The organism is Pseudomonas sp. KBS0707, assembly GCF_005937945.2.
GTDB lineage: Bacteria > Pseudomonadota > Gammaproteobacteria > Pseudomonadales > Pseudomonadaceae > Aquipseudomonas > Aquipseudomonas amygdali.
In genome coordinates, this window is sequence record NZ_CP041754.1 from 1,539,110 (window position 1) to 1,556,790 (window position 17,681).

The 17,681-nt window shown below is 60.2% G+C and carries 15 protein-coding genes and 1 pseudogene; 9 read left to right on the top strand and 7 right to left on the bottom strand.

What is annotated here, in order from left to right; all coding sequences use genetic code 11:
* Positions 1–86 precede the first annotated feature (86 nt).
* Together FFH21_RS07275 and FFH21_RS07280 are read left to right on the top strand one after the other, a co-directional pair.
* Complete coding sequence (locus FFH21_RS07275) at positions 87–650, top strand: hypothetical protein (protein WP_002554821.1); 564 nt, start codon at positions 87–89, stop codon at positions 648–650.
* 111 nt (positions 651–761) lie between these two features.
* Positions 762–3,183, top strand: a pseudogene (locus FFH21_RS07280) (TonB-dependent siderophore receptor).
* Positions 3,184–3,695: 512 nt separating this feature from the next.
* Here the strand turns inward: FFH21_RS07280 and FFH21_RS07290 are convergent.
* Together FFH21_RS07290 and FFH21_RS07295 are read right to left on the bottom strand one after the other, a co-directional pair.
* Positions 3,696–4,169, bottom strand: coding sequence for a YchJ family protein (locus tag FFH21_RS07290; protein WP_004664098.1), 474 nt, complete (start codon positions 4,167–4,169; stop codon positions 3,696–3,698).
* 3 nt (positions 4,170–4,172) lie between these two features.
* Positions 4,173–4,670 (bottom strand): DUF6231 family protein, encoded by a 498-nt coding sequence (locus FFH21_RS07295; protein ID WP_005732254.1) that lies wholly within the window; start codon positions 4,668–4,670, stop codon positions 4,173–4,175.
* A 217-nt stretch (positions 4,671–4,887) separates the two neighbouring features.
* Here FFH21_RS07295 and FFH21_RS07300 point away from each other — a divergent pair, with 217 nt between their 5' ends.
* Together FFH21_RS07300 and FFH21_RS07305 are read left to right on the top strand one after the other, a co-directional pair.
* Positions 4,888–5,163 carry a DUF1145 domain-containing protein gene (locus tag FFH21_RS07300; protein WP_004657499.1) on the top strand — a complete coding sequence of 92 codons (276 nt, stop codon included), beginning with the start codon at positions 4,888–4,890 and terminating at the stop codon, positions 5,161–5,163.
* Positions 5,156–5,914 carry a hypothetical protein gene (locus FFH21_RS07305; RefSeq protein ID WP_011168030.1) on the top strand — a complete coding sequence of 253 codons (759 nt, stop codon included), beginning with the start codon at positions 5,156–5,158 and terminating at the stop codon, positions 5,912–5,914. The genes FFH21_RS07300 and FFH21_RS07305 overlap by 8 nt, the downstream gene beginning before the upstream one ends.
* 82 nt (positions 5,915–5,996) lie before the next feature.
* Here the strand turns inward: FFH21_RS07305 and FFH21_RS07310 are convergent, their stop codons facing one another.
* From FFH21_RS07310 to FFH21_RS07320, 3 genes are all read right to left on the bottom strand, one after another.
* Complete coding sequence (locus FFH21_RS07310; protein WP_011168031.1) at positions 5,997–7,028, bottom strand: purine nucleoside permease; 1,032 nt, start codon at positions 7,026–7,028, stop codon at positions 5,997–5,999.
* 26 nt (positions 7,029–7,054) lie between these two features.
* Entirely contained in the window at positions 7,055–7,966 is a 912-nt protein-coding gene (locus FFH21_RS07315) for a nucleoside-specific channel-forming protein Tsx (RefSeq protein ID WP_004657503.1), read from the bottom strand.
* 228 nt (positions 7,967–8,194) lie between these two features.
* Positions 8,195–8,659, bottom strand: coding sequence for a CopD family protein (locus FFH21_RS07320; protein ID WP_004657505.1), 465 nt, complete (start codon positions 8,657–8,659; stop codon positions 8,195–8,197).
* A 107-nt stretch (positions 8,660–8,766) separates the two neighbouring features.
* On the opposite strand from FFH21_RS07320, the gene dinG reads away from it, so the two are divergent.
* From dinG to FFH21_RS07350, 5 genes are all read left to right on the top strand, one after another.
* Positions 8,767–10,911, top strand: coding sequence for an ATP-dependent DNA helicase DinG (dinG, locus tag FFH21_RS07325; RefSeq protein WP_002554813.1), 2,145 nt, complete (start codon positions 8,767–8,769; stop codon positions 10,909–10,911).
* A gap of 111 nt (positions 10,912–11,022) precedes the next feature.
* Positions 11,023–12,171, top strand: a complete 1,149-nt coding sequence (locus FFH21_RS07330; RefSeq protein ID WP_011168032.1) for an EstA family serine hydrolase — start codon at positions 11,023–11,025, stop codon at positions 12,169–12,171.
* A 153-nt stretch (positions 12,172–12,324) separates the two neighbouring features.
* Positions 12,325–13,470 (top strand): OmpA family protein, encoded by a 1,146-nt coding sequence (locus FFH21_RS07340; protein ID WP_041924475.1) that lies wholly within the window; start codon positions 12,325–12,327, stop codon positions 13,468–13,470.
* Between the two features lie 296 nt (positions 13,471–13,766).
* Positions 13,767–14,414 carry a pyridoxamine 5'-phosphate oxidase gene (pdxH, locus tag FFH21_RS07345; RefSeq protein WP_004657510.1) on the top strand — a complete coding sequence of 216 codons (648 nt, stop codon included), beginning with the start codon at positions 13,767–13,769 and terminating at the stop codon, positions 14,412–14,414.
* Positions 14,415–14,561: 147 nt separating this feature from the next.
* Positions 14,562–15,026 (top strand): glycine zipper 2TM domain-containing protein, encoded by a 465-nt coding sequence (locus FFH21_RS07350; protein ID WP_004657512.1) that lies wholly within the window; start codon positions 14,562–14,564, stop codon positions 15,024–15,026.
* Positions 15,027–15,211: 185 nt separating this feature from the next.
* Here FFH21_RS07350 and FFH21_RS07355 read toward each other — a convergent pair whose 3' ends face one another.
* Both FFH21_RS07355 and FFH21_RS07360 read right to left on the bottom strand, forming a co-directional pair.
* Complete coding sequence (locus FFH21_RS07355) at positions 15,212–16,825, bottom strand: NAD(P)/FAD-dependent oxidoreductase (protein ID WP_011168034.1); 1,614 nt, start codon at positions 16,823–16,825, stop codon at positions 15,212–15,214.
* 96 nt (positions 16,826–16,921) lie between these two features.
* Positions 16,922–17,602 (bottom strand): COG3650 family protein, encoded by a 681-nt coding sequence (locus FFH21_RS07360; RefSeq protein WP_002554808.1) that lies wholly within the window; start codon positions 17,600–17,602, stop codon positions 16,922–16,924.
* Between the last annotated feature and the right edge of the window lie 79 nt (positions 17,603–17,681).

Sequence of the window (17,681 nt, forward strand, 5' to 3'; positions counted from 1 at the left end):
ACCAACTCGACGGTCAAGGGTAACGCGCTTGTTGCGCTGTCTGACGCTACGCCATACTTTTTATTGACGTGCTTACCGGTGTCTCCATGAGTGTCTACGAAATTGTCTTCAGTGCCGAACTGGTCGCCGGAGCCCAGCCCGAGAAGGTCAGGGCCAACCTTGGCAAGCTATTCAATGCCGATGCCGAGCGTCTGGAGCTTCTGTTCTCCGGGCGCCGACTGGTCCTGAAAAACAATCTCGACGCGGCAACCGCTGAAAAATACCGCGCAACGCTGGAGCGTGCAGGCGCACGGGTCCATGTGCTGGAAATGAATACCCCGCTGCCCATGGAAGAGGTCGAACTGGCACCGCCGCCCGACGCTCCTACCTGGTTGCGTAAATCCCAGGCCACCCCGCAGTCGGGTACGGGCCGTCTGCAGATCAAACCGCGTGACGCGTATATGGCTGCTTTCGAAAGTGTCGATGCGCCGGATTATTCGGTGGCCGAAGCGGGGGTCGACCTGCTGCCTGCCAAACCTCAGCCCGCTGCGCCGCTGCTGGATCTTTCCCGATTTAGCCTGGCACCGGTGGGCAGCGACATGGGCCATGTCGAAAGGCCCGAGTCACAAGCTGCTCCCGATACTTCTCACCTGAAGGTCATTCCGGAGTAATGCCGCAGGTCAACTGAATCCTGAAACGGAATTATTTTCAATCAGCTCTGTTACTTTCGAACTTTCGCTCGGCTAACAGGCATTGAGAAATATTCCATCAGGAGTTGCCCGATGTCCCGTTCGTTAGACACCCTTCTGCGTCCCAGTCTGTTGGCCGTGGCGATTGCACTGTGCACGCCTCTGGTAAGCCCGCTGCTGATGGCCGCGCAGCAGGCCAGCGTGGTTGCCTATGACCTGCCTGCAGGCCCTCTGGCGACCATGCTGAACCAGATTTCCAGCCAGGGTGGTCTGGCATTGAGCCTCGATCCTGCGCTGGTTGCTGGCAAAACAAGCGCGGCGGTGAAGGGGAATTTCGACGCTGCGACAGCCTTGCGTGAGGCGTTGCGTGGCAGCGGCCTGCAACTGGTGCAGAGCAGCGCCGGGACCTACACGCTGATGGTCATGGAACAGAACGCCTTGAACCTGTCGGATGTGAACATCAATGCCAACAGCGCGCCCGCCGAAGGTTCGGAAGCAGCCGGTTATCGCAGTGAGAACATCAGCAGCGTCGGTGTACTGGGCGGCATGAAACTGCAGGACGCGCCTTATTCCATCAGCGTGACGCCTCAGGCTCTACTGAAAAACATTCAGGCCACCTCGCTGGACGATGTCATCAAGCACAACCCATTCACCCAGATGTACTCGCCGACCAGCGCCGGTTATGCCAGCGCCGTCAACATTCGTGGTTTCAGCAGCGCGGGCAGCCTGAACATCGCCAATGACGGCTTGCGCTTTACCAATGGTGCTGATGGCAGCAACTACATTGAAGAGATGGAACAGCTGGAAGTCATCACCGGCCTGACCGGTTTCCTGTATGGCCCGGCCTCGCCAGGCGGGCTGGTCAACTACGTCATCAAGCGCCCCACTTACGAACGCTATAACAGCGTCACGCTGGGCAATGCCGGTGGCGAAAACTACTACCTGCATGGCGATTTCGGCGGGCCGATCGACAGCGAAGGCAAGTTTGCCTATCGCCTGAACGTGTTGACTCAGGATGGCGAAACCGCTGTCGACATGAACAAGCGTCGTCGCGAAATGATTTCCCTGGCGCTGGACTGGAACGTCTCCGACGACCTGCTGGTGCAGTTCGACGCTTCACACAAAAAGACCGAAATTCGCGGCCTGACCAGCTATTGGTACTTTGGTGATCAGTCGTTACGCCCAAGCGCAGCCTCGCTGGACAACGACAAACTCTACAGCCAGAAGTGGTCGTTTTCCGATTATGAATCCGACAAGGCGGGCGTACGCGCCAAATGGCGCTTGAACGATACATTCACCTTGCGCGGGGCCTTTGCAGCCCAGCAGTACACTTCGGAAAACACCTACACCGGGCCGACGGTTTACAGCGCGGGTCTGTATTCGCAGCCGTTATACGCTTTCGCACCGATCGAAACCGAAGAAAAGACCGGCTCGCTGTTTCTGGATGCAGCATTCGATACCGGCTTTCTCGGCCACAAAGTCACGATGGGGTACCAGGGCAACACATCTCGCCAGAAGCAGTACGAAGACCACATCCCGTACACGCCTGGTCAGCCTGGTCCGCAATACACCTCGCCAGTCGGCACGATACCGCTCGACCAGACACCTCAGGTCGGCAAACCGTCGTACTCGATTGGCCACGGCAACCAGCGTCTAGCCAATAGCTCGGAGAGCAACAACTTCCTGATCGGCGACATCATCACCTTCAACGAGCAGTGGTCGGCGATTCTTGGCGTGACCAACACGCAGATCAAGACTTACGCCAACGAGTTCGTTTACGCCAAGGCATTCGGCTCCGCAGAGACCGAGACCAAATACAACGAAAGCAAGACCTCGCCGAACATCTCGCTGGTCTACAAGCCGCTGCCGTGGCTGACCACTTACGCCACCTATATAGAAGGTCTGCAATCCGGCGGTGTCGCCCCGAGCGGCGCAGCCAATGCCGGCCAGGCAAGTCAGCGAGCAATACGAGATCGGTGCCAAGGCGACGTTGGGTGAAACCCTGTTTACCCTGGCGCTGTTCAACATCGAGAAGCCCAACGGCTACACCACGGCCTCGAGTATTTACGTAGTGGACGGGCGTCAGGAAAACAATGGTCTGGAGTTCAGCGTGACCGGCAAAGTCGTTCCGGAGCTGACACTGGTCGGCGGCTTTACCTTGCTGGACCCGAAGATCAAGAAAACCGGCATTGCCGCGGATGAAGGCAACGCACCGACCAACGTCGCCAAACAACTGGCCAAGGTCTATGCCGAGTACGACATCAACCCTGTGCCTGGGCTGGCGGTAACCGGTGGAGCGTTTTATACCGGCAAGCAATACACCGACCAAAGCAACGAAAACGACCTGCCGTCCTTTACCACCTTCGACGGTGCCCGCTATCGCATGCGCGTCTCGGAAAACGACCTGACCCTGCGGGTCAACGTCAGCAACCTGACCAACAAGGAATACTGGCTCAACAGCAGCTACCTGGGCGACCCGCGCACTGTAGCGTTCTCGGCGCAGCTGGAGTTCTGAGTCAACCCGATCCACCTGATACGGCAGACCGCTGTGTGATGTAGAGCGTGGGCTGGCCACTGCCACAGAAGTGCTTTTCGATCACGATGGTACTGACGACGCAGAGTGCGACGTTAGTGACGGCTGAGTCCTGGCGCTGATCCGGGGGATGCGAGGCAGGACGCCGAGCAAGCCGCACCGGGCCAAGGATGGCCCGTTGCGGCGCCCCCCCGGATCAGTGTCAGGGCGAAGGAACCCGACGAAGTCGGGCCGGAAACAGGAGCGAGGGGATTTGCCTACTTTGGCCCCATCAAAGTAGGTCGCCGAGGGGCGAAAAGGTGACTCAAGTCGAGTCTGAATCTCACTGAATCGCAGAACTGTGTGACGCAGAGCGTCACGAAAGGCATTACCACGCGGAGCGTGGGAACGATATTCACCATCGTGCGACGTTCTGAACGCTCTTGATGGTGCGGCGCAGGGCTCACGCACGGCATTCCCACTCTGGAGCGTGCGGAACGATCATCTCGACTATCTCAGACCACGTAAGGCGAGCAGCATTTCTTGAATTTCTGTTCGCTGCCACACGGACACGCGTCATTGCGGCCGGCCTTGAGCGGGACCGTGGAATCGATGAAATACCAGCGGCCCTGATTCTGCACGAACGACGAGCGTTCCTTGTGGCTGTGTTCACCGTTACCGTCGTGCCAGCGGGCAGTGAAGGTCACAAAAGCATGCTCGGGCTTGCCGCCGAATACCTCAGAACTTTCTACCTCCAGCCCCAGCCATGTGCTCTGCGCGCTCCACTGGGCGATGGCCTCACGGTTCAACCCGCTTTGCTGAACAGGCAACGTTGTCTGGACCAGATAATCAGTCAGCCCCAGCACGTAGGCGCTGTAGCGCGAGCGCATCAGCTTTTCCGCGCAGGGCGCAGGCTGACCTGCGTGATAGCGACCGCAGCAGGCCAGCAACAGATCGCCGCTGCCGCACGGGCAAATAGCACTACTCATAGGTCACCACCAATACTTTCCAAAATTCTCCGGGTTGGCCCAATACTTCGCGTTCAGCCAGTCGGGCACCTGTTTGTATTCGCGCAGGTCGTAGGTGAACAGGTTGAGCACTTGTTCGTCGCGGGTGAAGCGTTCGCTGGATTGCAGGGCCAGCGAGAAAAAGTCGGTCTCCTGCCAGCCGCAGGCCTGCAAGTCGGCCAGCACCGCAATGCGGCTGGCGTTAAGGTTGCGGATACCGCCCAGCAGCTCCAGACCAGTGCGCTTGGGGATGTGCTCCAGGCAATCGACCACTAGCGCCAGGTCGAAACGTTGCGCCGCCAGATTTGCGGGCAGGGGGCCGGGTTCGGCCAGCGCCACCTCGGTCTGCGGGTGTGCTTCCTGAAAGGCTTGCAACGCAGGGAACGCCTGAGCGCCGATCAACAGCAGACGCTGGGGGGCGTAACGGTCGAGCAGGGCAGCCAGCGCTTGCTGCGGCGTGCGGGATGAGTAGCCGACGGTCATCGAAAGTCCTCTGGTTGACTGACAAGACTAGCCTGCCGGACCCGCTCTGAACAGCCGTCAGTATCAGGCGAACGCCCACAGACTGACGACAACGATCTATGCTTGATCTTTTTCAATACACTGCTGGCATATTCGGCGTACAGCACGTCTACTGTGCGGCGACGAAAAGCGCGCGCAGACTGCGCTTTCGTAACGGATCATGACAAGGGGGCAGGCGATGAAGGTGTTTTGGGGGCTGGGAAAAATCTTGATGCTGGGCTTCTGGCTGGTAGTCCTGGCCAATGCGGTCATTGAAGCGCCCAGCCCGTTTGGCGTGATGATCGACATGGCGGGTGCCGTACTGTTGTTGACTCACTTGCTCGAACTGATCCTGTTCAACGGCAGCCTGCGCGGTCGCAGGCATCCCTGGCGCGACCGGGGCAAAATCATCCTGTTCGGCATTTTTCATGTTCAATCCATCGGCCGTTCGGCCACAGGGCACTCTCATGCGTAAGCTCGTTCTGCTGGCAGCACTGTTCAGCCCTCTGGCCATGGCTCAGGCGATTATCGTCGCGCCACACTCGCTCATGCGTCTGCCTGGCAACAGCAGCGTTTTGCAGGTCGAGCGCCTTGAAGTGGCCGACTACGGCACCCTGCTGATCCCGGCCGGTATCGATGACGTGAAGATCGGCGAACTGGTGCTAGGGCACGAAGCGCGGATTGCCATCGTCCCCGGTGTACAGGCGTTCAACCTCGTCGTGGTGCATGGTGAATTCGGCACCGGCAGCCAGATCACTGCGCGAGGCGCTCCGGGTACCTTCGAGAAGCCAGCACTGCCGGGGCGCAATCTGACCCTGCGTCTACAGAGCCTGAATGCCGAACAACTGTCGATCAATGCACGCGGCGGCGCGGGCAGTCCAGGCTACGCCGGGCTCGATGGCGGCACGGGCGAAGAGCCGGGCTGTACCTGGGGCCAGGCTGGGCGTGGTTACAACGGCGATAGTGGCGGCAACGGCCACGACGGCGCAGCAGGTGCGCAGGTTCGTCTGGAGCTGCCACAGAGCTTTCCGGCCGAACGTATCAAGGTGAATGTTGCGGGTGGCGCGGCAGGCAAGGGCGGTGAAGGCGGCAAGGCAGGCAAGGGCGGCGCTTCGAAGGGCTGCATCGTCTACCGCGCGGATGGCGGCAAGCCTGGCAGACCGGGCGAACCTGGCCTGCCAGGCGTTGCAGGGCCAGCAGGCAGTTTGATTCTGCAGCGCCTGTAACCTTCACCAGCTGTCGTCCTTCTAGAGATTGCCCGGGATCAGGCTCAAGGCCATGATCCGGGCAGTCATTACGGCAGCGCGCTTACTGCGGCACGCCTTTTTCCCAGTTCTTCCAGTCACCGACAATGGCCTGCACCAGCGGGTTACCGGTGCGGTACAGGTTTTCCAGTGCTGGTACGAAGGCCCCCTGATCGGCGTACTTGAGCAGGTTGTCCACCTCGCTGTAACCCGGATACGGACGGTCGAAATCGGAACCTGCGCGCACCACGGCCAGTCGATTGAGGTCTACCTTGCCTGCCTTGCTGGCGCGTAACAGGGCTTCGTACGTAGAGTTGTCTTCCTGCTGGGTGGTGCAATACACGCCTTTGCCGTCGGTCAGCAGCCTGGTCCAGACTTCCGCCCGCTCACTCAGACGCGTTCCGGAAAACCACGTGTTGCCCGCCAGCGTATCGCACTGCGTCACCTGCGGCGGCTGATTGGCCGGGGCGTAAGGGTACTTGACGCGCCAGGCGGCGGATTCCTTGCTCTCGCTGAGCGTCACTTTTTGCGACAGGGCGAAGGCCTTGGCCTGAAGTTTGGGGTTCAGCTCGAAGACTTCAGTCTTGTAGTCCAGCGGCGGCTTTTCGTTCGGACCTTTGGTGTTGATACCCAGGTAACCGGTCGGCCAGTCCTTGGGCACGTCGCGCGAATCGATTTCCCACTGCGTGCCGAACTCCACCAGATAATGCGCCCATGCAGTGGTGCTGAGCGTGCCGTGGTGCGGGTTGATCCCGGCAATGCCAGCAACGATGAAGTAGGTCTTGCGCAGGTCGAATTGCGGCGATAGCGCCAGCGCCAGTGTCGACGCGGCAGCATTGGTCTGGCCCATGCCGGTGACCATCAGGCAGACGTCCTGAGCGTTGCAGCGGATGGCCGGATACTCGGCGGCAAGGCCGGGCACCTGGATCTCCTTGGTCAGATGCAGCCGGTCGATCCAGTTCTGCGCTTCGGGCGCAAACATGGCGACCAGCATGACCTTGGGCGTGACTGGCGTAACCGGCGCGGTGGCTGCCCAGAGGGCAGGGCTAAGCAGGGCCAGTGTGGCGCCAAGTGTGTTGCGGGTGATGTGTTTCATGAAAACTCCTGTCGTCATAATCAGTTTCAGAACTGGTAACCCACGCCTGCGTAATATCCCCAGCCGTCGGAGCGCGCACGGAAGTTGCCTTCGCCGAAGTTCAGCTCGCTGCCGTCCTGCCAGTTGCCGCCGTTGTGGAAGTAACGACCCACCAGGGTGAAGCGCAGGTGCGTGAAGGCGTAAAGCAGCACGTTGGTGGCGACTGTGGAGTTGCCAGTGCGTGCCGGATCGTTCTTGAGGTCCGAACCGAAATCGAAGTTGGTGAAGCCGATGTACGTCAGCGAAGCGCCGTTGTCGAATTTGCTGATCGGTACGATGTATTTGAGCTGGGCGCGATAGCCATCCCACGAATATTCGTTGCTGGCACCGTAGTTCTCCCACTGGTAGCGGCCATAGAAGTTGGCCGACAGATTGACCCGCGAGTGGGTGTCGATGTCAGTGCCAATGCCGCTGTACAGGGTGTTTGCACGGTTGGCCGAGTTGCTGCCGTGGTCGTAGATCCAGTCAAAGGCGACGTACCATTCCTTGAACGGCCCGACGGCCAGACTGCGCCCGGCCAGATAGTCGATGGAGATACGTGGCTCATGCTCCATGAACAATGGCGAGCCATGATCCCAGACGCCTTTGTCATTATCATTGCCGATGCCGAGGATCTTCGGCACGTCGACATAGCCATAGAGCTCAAACGGCCCCTTGCGGCCGAAGTACTCGTACTCCAGATAAATGTCATCGTTGGGCTTGGGGCCGAAGCTGATGTCCTTGCTGCCGATCAGCGTCAGGTCCTGGTTGAACCAGTCTGAAAAGTACGCGCCTTTGCCTTCCTTGGGCGAGGCGGGCGGGCTGAGTGCTTCGCCTTGAGCCGAGTCTTCGGCGGCGGGGGGCTGTGCCAGGACGCTGGTGCATGGCAACGCCGCAGCGGCGGCGAACAACAGAGGCATGAGGAATGTTGAGGGCGTTGCGGATCGAGTGAATGGCGGCTGTGGCATTGAAGCTCCTTTTCGTGGGCGCGTACTGCTGATCGCAAACGTTTGCACAGCCCATGCCAAAGTGTTTCAAGATGTTGAATGGCTTGGATATCAGGCACAGAAGATGACCGATCGGGCAGGAAACTGCCCGCAAGCTGTGCGCGGTGTCACCGCCAGTGCCCCGCGATGTTCCGTTTTGCCTCAAAGGCCCGGACGGGCGGCTGCCAATATCACCACTGCCAGGCCGATAATCAGGTTGATGCCGACCAGCCTGCGAATGTAACCGAGTGCTGCTGCGCCTTCGGCCCATTGTTCGGCGTCCACGGCGCGACGCAACTCCGGCAACTGCAATGAATGGATACGCAGGAACAGCGCAACCATCACCACGTACAGGCCCATCATGATCTGCACATAGCGCGGCGCAGTTTCAAAGCCGGTGAAGTTCAGCTGGATCATGCCGATGCCGGTAATCGGCAGCAGCACCACGGCTGCCCAGACCCAGACGAAGAAGCGTGGAAACACCTGGACCCACACTTTCAAGCGAGAAGGGCCTTCAAGTGCTGCAATGACTGCTGGACGCAAGACCATCCAGGCGAAAAACATCCCGCCAACCCACACCAGGGCAGCCAGCAGATGCAGCGTATAGACAGTAGAAAAAGCGGTCATCGGACACTCCGTTCTGCGCGGATGGATTTAGCGCGCTATGATAGCGCCCACTCAGAACTACTGAAAATTTATCCAGCCTTTTTAGCCGTGCCCCCGAACCGAAGCCAATGATCAGTACCGAACTCAAAACCCAGATCCAGGGCGCTTACTCGCGTTTCCTCGAAGCCAAGAGCCTCAAGCCACGCTATGGCCAGCGATTGATGATCGCTGAAGTTGCCAAGGTGCTGGGGGACATTGACACCGATGAAGAGGGCCGTCGTTCGGGCGATCCTGCGGTAGTGGCGGTCGAGGCCGGGACGGGCACCGGCAAGACCGTGGCGTATGCCATCGCGTCGATCCCCACCGCCAAGGCGGCAGGCAAGCGGCTGGTAATCGCCACCGCGACCGTCGCCTTGCAGGAGCAGATCGTCTACAAGGACCTGCCGGACCTGATGCGCAACAGCGGTCTGAATTTTACCTTCGCGCTTGCCAAGGGCCGCGGCCGTTACATGTGCCTGTCGAAACTCGACGCGTTGCTGCAGGAGAGCGACGCGACCAACGCGACTGCGCAGCTTTTCGAGGAAGAAGGCTTCAAGATCGAGGTCGATGAAGCCAGTCAGAAGCTGTTCACCAGCATGCTGCAGAAGCTGGCGGGCAATAAGTGGGACGGTGATCGCGACAGCTGGCCTCAGGAACTCGCCGATCAGGACTGGGCGCGGCTGACCACCGATCACAGCCAGTGCACCAACCGGCATTGCCCCAACTTTCAACAGTGTGCTTTCTATAAGGCGCGCGAAGGCATGGGTAAGGTTGACGTGATTGTCACCAACCATGACATGGTGCTGGCGGACCTCGCGCTTGGCGGCGGCGCCGTGCTGCCCGACCCGCGTGACACGCTGTACGTTTTCGACGAAGGCCATCACCTGCCCGACAAGGCCATCGGCCACTTCGCTCATTACACCCGACTGAAATCCACCGCTGACTGGCTTGAACAGACAGCCAAGAACCTCGCCAAGCTGCTGGCCCAACACCCGCTGCCCGGCGATCTGGGCAAGCTGATCGAGCAGGTGCCGGAGCTGGCCCGCGAGATCAAGGGGCATCAGCAGTTCATGTTCGGTGCCTGCGAGCAACTGGCAGATTTCCGCGCCGGTGAAGACATGCAGGGTCGCGAGCGGCCCCGTCACCGCTTTGTCGGCGGCGTGATTCCCGAGCACATCCGCGAGATGGGCATCGAGCTCAAGAAGGGCTTTGCGCGCCTGGACGATCTGTTTACACGCCTGACCGAGCTGCTCAAGGAAGGCATGGATGGCGAAGTCAACATCGGTATCGCCAGCCATCAGGCTGAAGAGTGGTACCCGCTGTTCGGCAGCCTGCTGGCCCGCGCCCACGGTAACTGGGAGCTGTGGACCGCCTTTACCGCCGAAGACCCGGAAGACAGCCCGCCCATGGCGCGCTGGCTGACCCTGGCCGACAGCGGTGCAATGTTCGATATCGAGGTCAATGCCAGCCCGATCCTGGCGGCGGAAATGCTGCGTCGCAACCTGTGGAACATTGCCTACGGGGCGCTGGTGACTTCAGCGACCCTGACCGCGCTGGGCAAGTTTGATCGTTACCGCATGCGTGCCGGCCTGCCCAAAGGGGCGGTGACCGCCGTGGTGCCAAGCCCGTTCCATCACGCCGATGCCGGTGTGCTGCGCGTGCCGGACCTCAAGGCCGACCCGCGTGACTCGGTGGCCCATACCGCAGCGATCATTCGTGACCTGCCCGGGCTGGTGGAAGGTTCGCGAGGCACGCTGGTGCTGTATTCGTCGCGCAAGCAGATGCAGGACGTTTTCGACGGCCTGGACCGTGACTGGCGCAAGCAGGTGTTCATCCAGGGCAACCTGTCCAAGCAGGAAACCCTCAACAAGCATAAGGCGCGGGTCGACAGCGGCGAGTCCAGCGTACTGTTCGGGCTGGCCAGCTTCGCCGAGGGTGTGGACTTGCCCGGTGCGTACTGCGAGCACGTGGTCATCGCCAAGATTCCGTTCGCGGTGCCCGACGACCCGGTCGAGGCTGCGCTGGCCGAGTGGATCGAAGCGCGTGGTGGCAACCCGTTCATGGAAATCGCCGTGCCCGATGCCTCGTTGCGTCTGGTGCAGGCCTGCGGCCGCCTGCTGCGTACCGAAGAAGACCGCGGCACTATCACGCTGCTGGACCGACGCGTCGTCACCCAGCGTTATGGCAAGGCGATTCTCAACGCATTGCCGCCGTTTCGCCGCGAGATTTCCTGAATAACAGCTGTCGGTTGACTCGGGTCTGTTCCCAAAGCGCCCGATCGCTGGAACAATATGCGCCCATTCGGCCTGTCATCAGGCCCAGTACCGTCAGTCAGGAGTCAGCCGTTGCAGATCCAGGGTCATTACGAACTTCAATTCGAAGCAGTACGTGAAGCCTTTGCGGCGCTCTTTGACGACCCTCAGGAGCGCGGCGCTGCCTTGTGCATTCAGGTCGGCGGCCAGACCGTCATTGATCTGTGGGCGGGCACGGCCGACAAGGACGGTGCCGAGGCGTGGCACACCGACACCATTCTCAACCTGTTCTCCTGCACCAAGACCTTCACCAGCGTGGCGGTATTGCAGCTGGTTGAAGAAGGCAAGTTGAAGCTGGACGAACCCGTCGCCAGGCTCTGGCCCGAATTCGCCGCGGCGGGCAAGGCATCGATCACTTTGCGTCAGCTGCTCTGCCATCAGGCCGGTTTGCCTGCGCTGCGCGAGCAATTGCCTGCCGAAGCTCTTTACCAGTGGGACACCATGACGGCGGCGCTGGCGGCCGAAGAACCTTGGTGGACGCCGGGGCAGGGTCACGGTTACGCGGCAATCACCTATGGCTGGCTGGTAGGCGAGGTGCTGCGTCGTGCCGATGGTCGAGGCCTGGGGGAATCCATTGCCGCGCGTATTTCTCGCCCGCTGGGGCTGGATTTTCATGTGGGCCTGGCGGATGACCAGTTTCATCGTGTTGCCCATATCGTTCGAGGCAAAGGCAACACCGGTGACGATGCCGCTCAGCGCGTACTGCAAGCCACGATGCGCGAGCCAGCCTCCATCACTGGCAAGGCGTTCACTAATCCGCCGTCGATCATGACCAGCACCAACAAACCCGAATGGCGCCGCATGCAGCAACCGGCGGCCAACGGCCACGGCAATGCGCGCAGTCTTGCCGGTTTCTATAACGGTTTGCTGGATGGCAGCCTGCTTGAAGCAGACATGCTCAACGAGATGACCCGTGAGCACAGCCTCGGTCAGGACAGGACTCTGCTGACCTCGACCCGCCTGGGCCTGGGCTGCATGCTTGACCAACCGACCGTTGCCAATGCGACCTATGGTCTTGGTCCCAAGGCGTTTGGCCATCCCGGGGCAGGCGGTTCGGTCGGGTTCGCCGATCCTGATTACGAGGTTGCTTTTGGCTTCGTTACCAACACCTTGGGTCCGTACATTCTGATGGACCCACGTGCGCAGAAACTGGTCGGGATCCTGCGTGAGTGTTTGCAGTAAGTATCGGCCATAAGTGCTTGTTTCATACCGACTGTCAGTTAAATGGCTGTAACAGGAACCGTACGACGGTTTCTTTTTCCAACTGCATCTTTATGCATGTTATACCGGCGTAGTCACGTCCTTCTGTCTGATCAAAACCGTTGCGGGTTATCCATGTCGTCTAATAAAAGCCTCGTTCTCGCCCTGTGTATCGCCGTTACCGGCTGTGCTCAAACCCCTCAATCCGACTCTGCTGCAACCGGAGGCCATTGGTGGCAGTTCGGTTCAGGCAGCGAGTCTGCTGATGCAGGCGCTGCTGCAAAGGCTCCGGCACCAAGCCTGGCACCTGCTCCGGTCGCCAAGGCCGCTGCAGCACCGGCAGCACCTGCGGCTGGCGCTGAAAACAGCGCGCCTTGGTACTGGCCGTTCGGCTCGAAAGATAAAGCGCAGGCCAAACCTGATTCCGTGGCCGACAAGACTGCCGACAAGCCAGCTGCGCCTGCGCTGGTAGCCAAGTCGGAAACCGACAGCAAGTGGTGGTGGCCGTTCGGTAGCGAGGGCAAGAAGGACGAGCCTAAAGCGCTGCCGATGCCTGACCCGAAAGTGACCCAGGCCTGGCTGGACGAGTACGAGCCGCGTCTGCGCGCTGCAATCAAGGACAGCCCGTTCCAGCTGGAGCGTCGCGAAGACCTGCTGGCAATCACTGCACCGGTCGACAGCTCGTTCAACCCTGACCGTCCTGCGATGCTGCTGCCCAACACGCTGGGCCCGATCACGCGACTGGCAAAGGTGGTCGAAGGCGATCAGAAAACTGCCGTGCTGATTCTCGGTCATGCCGACACATCGGGACCTACCGAAGCCAACCAGAAGATCAGCCAGGAACGCGCGCAGTCTGTTGCCGCGATTTTCCGTCTCAGTGGCCTGGAGCGTAATCGTCTGAGCCAGCGTGGGATGGGTGCCGTGATGCCACGTGCCGCCAACGACAGCCTGCAAGGCCGTGCACTCAACCGTCGTGTTGAAATCCTCATGACGCCGCAGGACACCATGCGCGCGCTGATGGCCCGTTATGCGTTGCCGCCGGTTGCTCCAGTCATGGTTGCCACCCAGGACGTCAAGCCAGTAGCGCCAGCACCTGCTGCCGCGCCTGCCAAGAAAGCCGCCGTGGCGAAGAAAGACACTGCCAAGAAAGCGCCTGCCAAGGCCAGCACTGCCAAAAAGGCCGCGCCTGCCAAGACCACCGCAGCAGCTAAAAAACCGGCAGCGACCAAGGCCCCGGCCAAGGCGCCCGCCAAGAAAGATGACAGCCAGGCCATTAACTGAGGCCTGGTTACCTCACGACTTTCGTCTCCACGCTCCGCGCTTTGCGTTGTGCACAAGTCCTGAATAGCCTGAAAAACAAGGCTTTCAGGCTTCTGCCCGGAGGGCGTGGGAGCGAACTTGTTCGCGAAAAGGCCGGTACAGTCTCCGAAACGTATCGTCTGAATCACCGTCTTCGCGAACAAGTTCGCTCCCACCGCCTTCGGCCAGAATCAAAAACGAATGTGTGATAACGGCGAGCGCCGAGCCTCGTAACGAGAGTTAGCTAACGTTCATGATATCTGCGCAGGAATGAAACCATGACTCAGACCCTGGCCGACATGCGCCGTGATTACACCCGCGACGGGTTGACCGAAGCGCAATCACCGGACGAGCCCTTCGCGCTCTTCCATACCTGGTTTGACGACGCTGTAAAGACCGAACAACCACCTGTCGAGGCCAATGCCATGACCCTGGCAACGGTTGATGAGCAAGGACGTCCGCATTGCCGTGTCTTGCTGCTCAAGGGGCTGGACACGCAGGGTTTCACGTTCTTCACTAACTACGAAAGCGCCAAGGGCCAGCAACTGGCTGCACGTCCATTCGCGGCCATGACGTTTTTCTGGCCAACGCTGGAGCGTCAGGTGCGTATCGAAGGCCGGGTCGAGAAAGTCAGCGCGCAGGAGTCCGATGCTTATTACCAGGTGCGTCCTCTGGGCAGCCGTTTGGGTGCTTGGGCCTCACCCCAAAGTCGCGTGATCGCAGATCGTGACGAGCTGGAAGGTCTGATCAGACAGACGGAACAACGCTTCGCAGACACCCAGCCACACTGCCCCGAGCACTGGGGGGGCTACCGCCTTTTGCCTGAGCGAATCGAGTTTTGGCAGGGTCGCTCCAGTCGACTTCACGACCGTTTGAACTATCGTTCGGTAGACGGCAGGTGGACGCGCGAGCGCCTTGCGCCCTGATTGAATTATTCGTCCGGGCCATCGTCTGAGCGTTATGCAGGTGGGCCGCTGTATGCCGCCTGAATGAACTTAAATTGCAGGATCGGGGCCGTGACAGCACCTTTGTCAGGTAGTCTAATGGCCACTGATTCCTCTGGAGATTCCCTTATGCGCAAGTCCGCTCTTCTGGTTGCTTCGTTCACTGCCATGGCATTGATGCTGGGCGGCTGTGCCTCAAACCTGACCGGTGATTCCTATTCCCGCGATGAGGCCAGGACCGTACAGACCGTCCGTATGGGCACTATCGAATCCTTGCGTCCGGTTAAAATCGAAGGCACCAAGACTCCGATTGGCGGGGCTGCGGGTGCGGTCGTCGGCGGCGTAGGTGGCAGCGCTATCGGTGGCGGTCGCGGCAGCATCGTGGCTGCGGTAATCGGCGCGGTGGCCGGTGGTCTGCTGGGTTCAGCGACCGAAGAAGGCCTGACCCGTACGCAGGGTGTTGAAATCACCGTGCGTGAAGATGACGGCAGCATGCGTGCCTATGTGCAGCAGGTTCAGGAAAACGAGATTTTCCGTGTCGGCGAGCGCGTACGCATCATGAGTGTCAACGGCACAAGCCGCGTCACTCACTGATTTGCAGCACCGCACAGCAAAACCCCGAGCCGCAATGCTCGGGGTTTTTTATTGCCAGGCGTGAATATCGTGCCAATGCTCACGAAGACGATGTATCGAACGCCCTATTTCTTGGGGGTGTCGCGGCCTCTTCGCGAGCAAGCTCGCTCCCACAAGACTTATGTATAACGATGGTCATTCTGAGGTCAGCCCTCAATCCCCAGCATGTCCCGCACCAATGCTTCGGCAACCCGAATGCCGTCTACGCCAGCCGAGAGAATCCCGCCCGCATAGCCAGCGCCTTCACCGGCCGGGTAAAGGCCTTTGGTGTTCAGGCTTTGCAGGGTCGGTCCGCGGGTAATGCGCAGCGGGGCCGAGGTACGGGTTTCGATGCCGGTCAGCACCGCATCGTGCAGCGAGAAGCCTTTGATCTGCTTGTCGAACGCAGGCAATGCTTCACGAATGGCTTCAATGGCAAAGGCGGGCAGGGCGTCGGCCAGGTCCACCAGTTTCACGCCCGGCTTGTATGAGGGCTCAACGCTGCCCAGTGCTGTCGAGGCCCTGCCAGCGATAAAGTCGCCGACCAACTGCGCCGGCGCTTCATAACTGCTGCCGCCGAGCAGATACGCATGAGACTCCAGGCGTTCCTGCAACTCGATACCGGCCAGCGGGCTGCCAGGGTAGTCCTGTTCCGGCGAGATACCGACCACGATGCCCGAGTTGGCATTGCGCTCGTTGCGTGAGTATTGGCTCATGCCGTTGGTGACCACTCGGCCGGGCTCTGATGTGGCTGCCACGACCGTGCCGCCAGGGCACATGCAGAAGCTGTAGACCGAGCGGCCGTTGCTGGCGTGGTGCACCAGTTTGTAATCGGCTGCGCCGAGCTTCGGGTGACCGGCATATTTGCCCAGTCGCGCGCGGTCGATCAGCGACTGTGGGTGCTCGATACGGAAACCCACCGAAAACGGCTTGGCCTCCATGAACACGCCACGGCCATGCAGCATGCGGAAGGTGTCGCGGGCACTGTGGCCCAGCGCCAGAATGACGTGCCGGGATTCGATCTGCTCGCCACTGTCGAGCTGGACGCCCAGCAATTGGCCGTCCTCGATCATCAGGTCGGTCACGCGCTGCTGAAAGCGCACTTCGCCGCCCAGCGCTTCTATCTGATGGCGCATGTTCTCGACCACGCCGGTCAGGCGGAACGTGCCGATATGCGGCTTGCTGACGTAGAGGATTTCTTCCGGCGCACCGGCTTTCACGAACTCGTACAGCACCTTGCGGCCAATAAACTTCGGGTCCTTGATCTGGCTGTAAAGCTTGCCGTCAGAAAAGGTCCCGGCACCGCCTTCACCGAACTGCACGTTGGACTCGGGGTTGAGTACGTTTTTGCGCCACAGCGCCCAGGTATCCTTGGTGCGCTGGCGCACCTCGGTACCACGCTCAAGGATGATCGGCTTGAAGCCCATCTGCGCCAGCAGCAGCCCGGCAAAGATACCGCATGGGCCGAAACCCACGACGATCGGGCGCTCTGTCAGCCCCTCGGGAGCGTGACCGACCACTTTATAGCTGACATCAGGTGCAGAGCCGACGTGGCGGTCATCGCCCAGTTTGCGCAGCAGTGCCTGTTCATCACTGACCTGAAAGTCGATGGTGTAGATAAAGCACAGCTCGGATGACTTTTTGCGCGCGTCGTAACTGCGTTTGAAGAGGGTAAAGTCCAGCAGTTCGCTGCTGTCGATGCCCAGGCGCTGCAAGAGTGCAACGCGCAGGTCTTCTTCCGGGTGATCGATCGGCAGCTTGAGTTCGGTGATTCGTAACATTAAGGGGTCCAGTTTTCGGGCCGCAGGTTCAGCCCGACAGCACTACAAGACCGGCGATTATAAGCGCTGAACCCCTTTGGCGGCGAGCCTGCCTGATCACTCGTCGCGCGAACCGCCATAATAACCGCAGCCACGCTGGGCCTGGCCGTTGATACGCAGTTCGGCCGTCAGGTGTTGTACCGAGCCATTGACGCTGTCAACGCAGCGTTGTGGCGCCACCCAGATCTCGATGCGCTGGTTGTTGGCTTCGCTGCTGACGCTGAAGCTGCCGTCGGGCAGTTTCTCTTCCACGTAAGGCAAGGCAAGCGGTGCAAGACCTTCGCGCTCCAGCACCATGCCCTTGCCACTGACGTTGACGTTCCAGGCGGGTTTATTGCCATTGACGTGCAAGGTCAGACGTTTGAAATTGGCGTCTTCACAGGCCTGGCCGGGACGCTCGACGCGGTACAGCTGATGCAGGTCCAGCTGACCATCGCTGTTGGCCGCTTTGCTCGCAGCAAAGTTACCGCGCAGATCGGCGAATACCGTGCCCTTACTGTCTGCCAGTGAAGCAGCTTCCTGCAAGATGCCGGTATTGCCGCGATCCTTGACCACATAGCGCCGTTGCTCGTTGCACGGTTTGAACAGCAACTGGCCATTGCTGCCCGTCAGGTCGCCCTGCATACGGAGCATGCCTGCCGTGGAAACCTTGGGTTCCTCGGTCTGTTTGCCGAGCAGTTGGCACCCGGCGAACAGTGGCAGAAGGGCAAATACGAGGACGGAACGGGCAGCAAACATGGTGTGGTCTCCAGACAAGTGTCGCCACGTTACTCAGACTGGAGGTGCATCACAAGGGGGAACGGCCAGACCTGCGCCG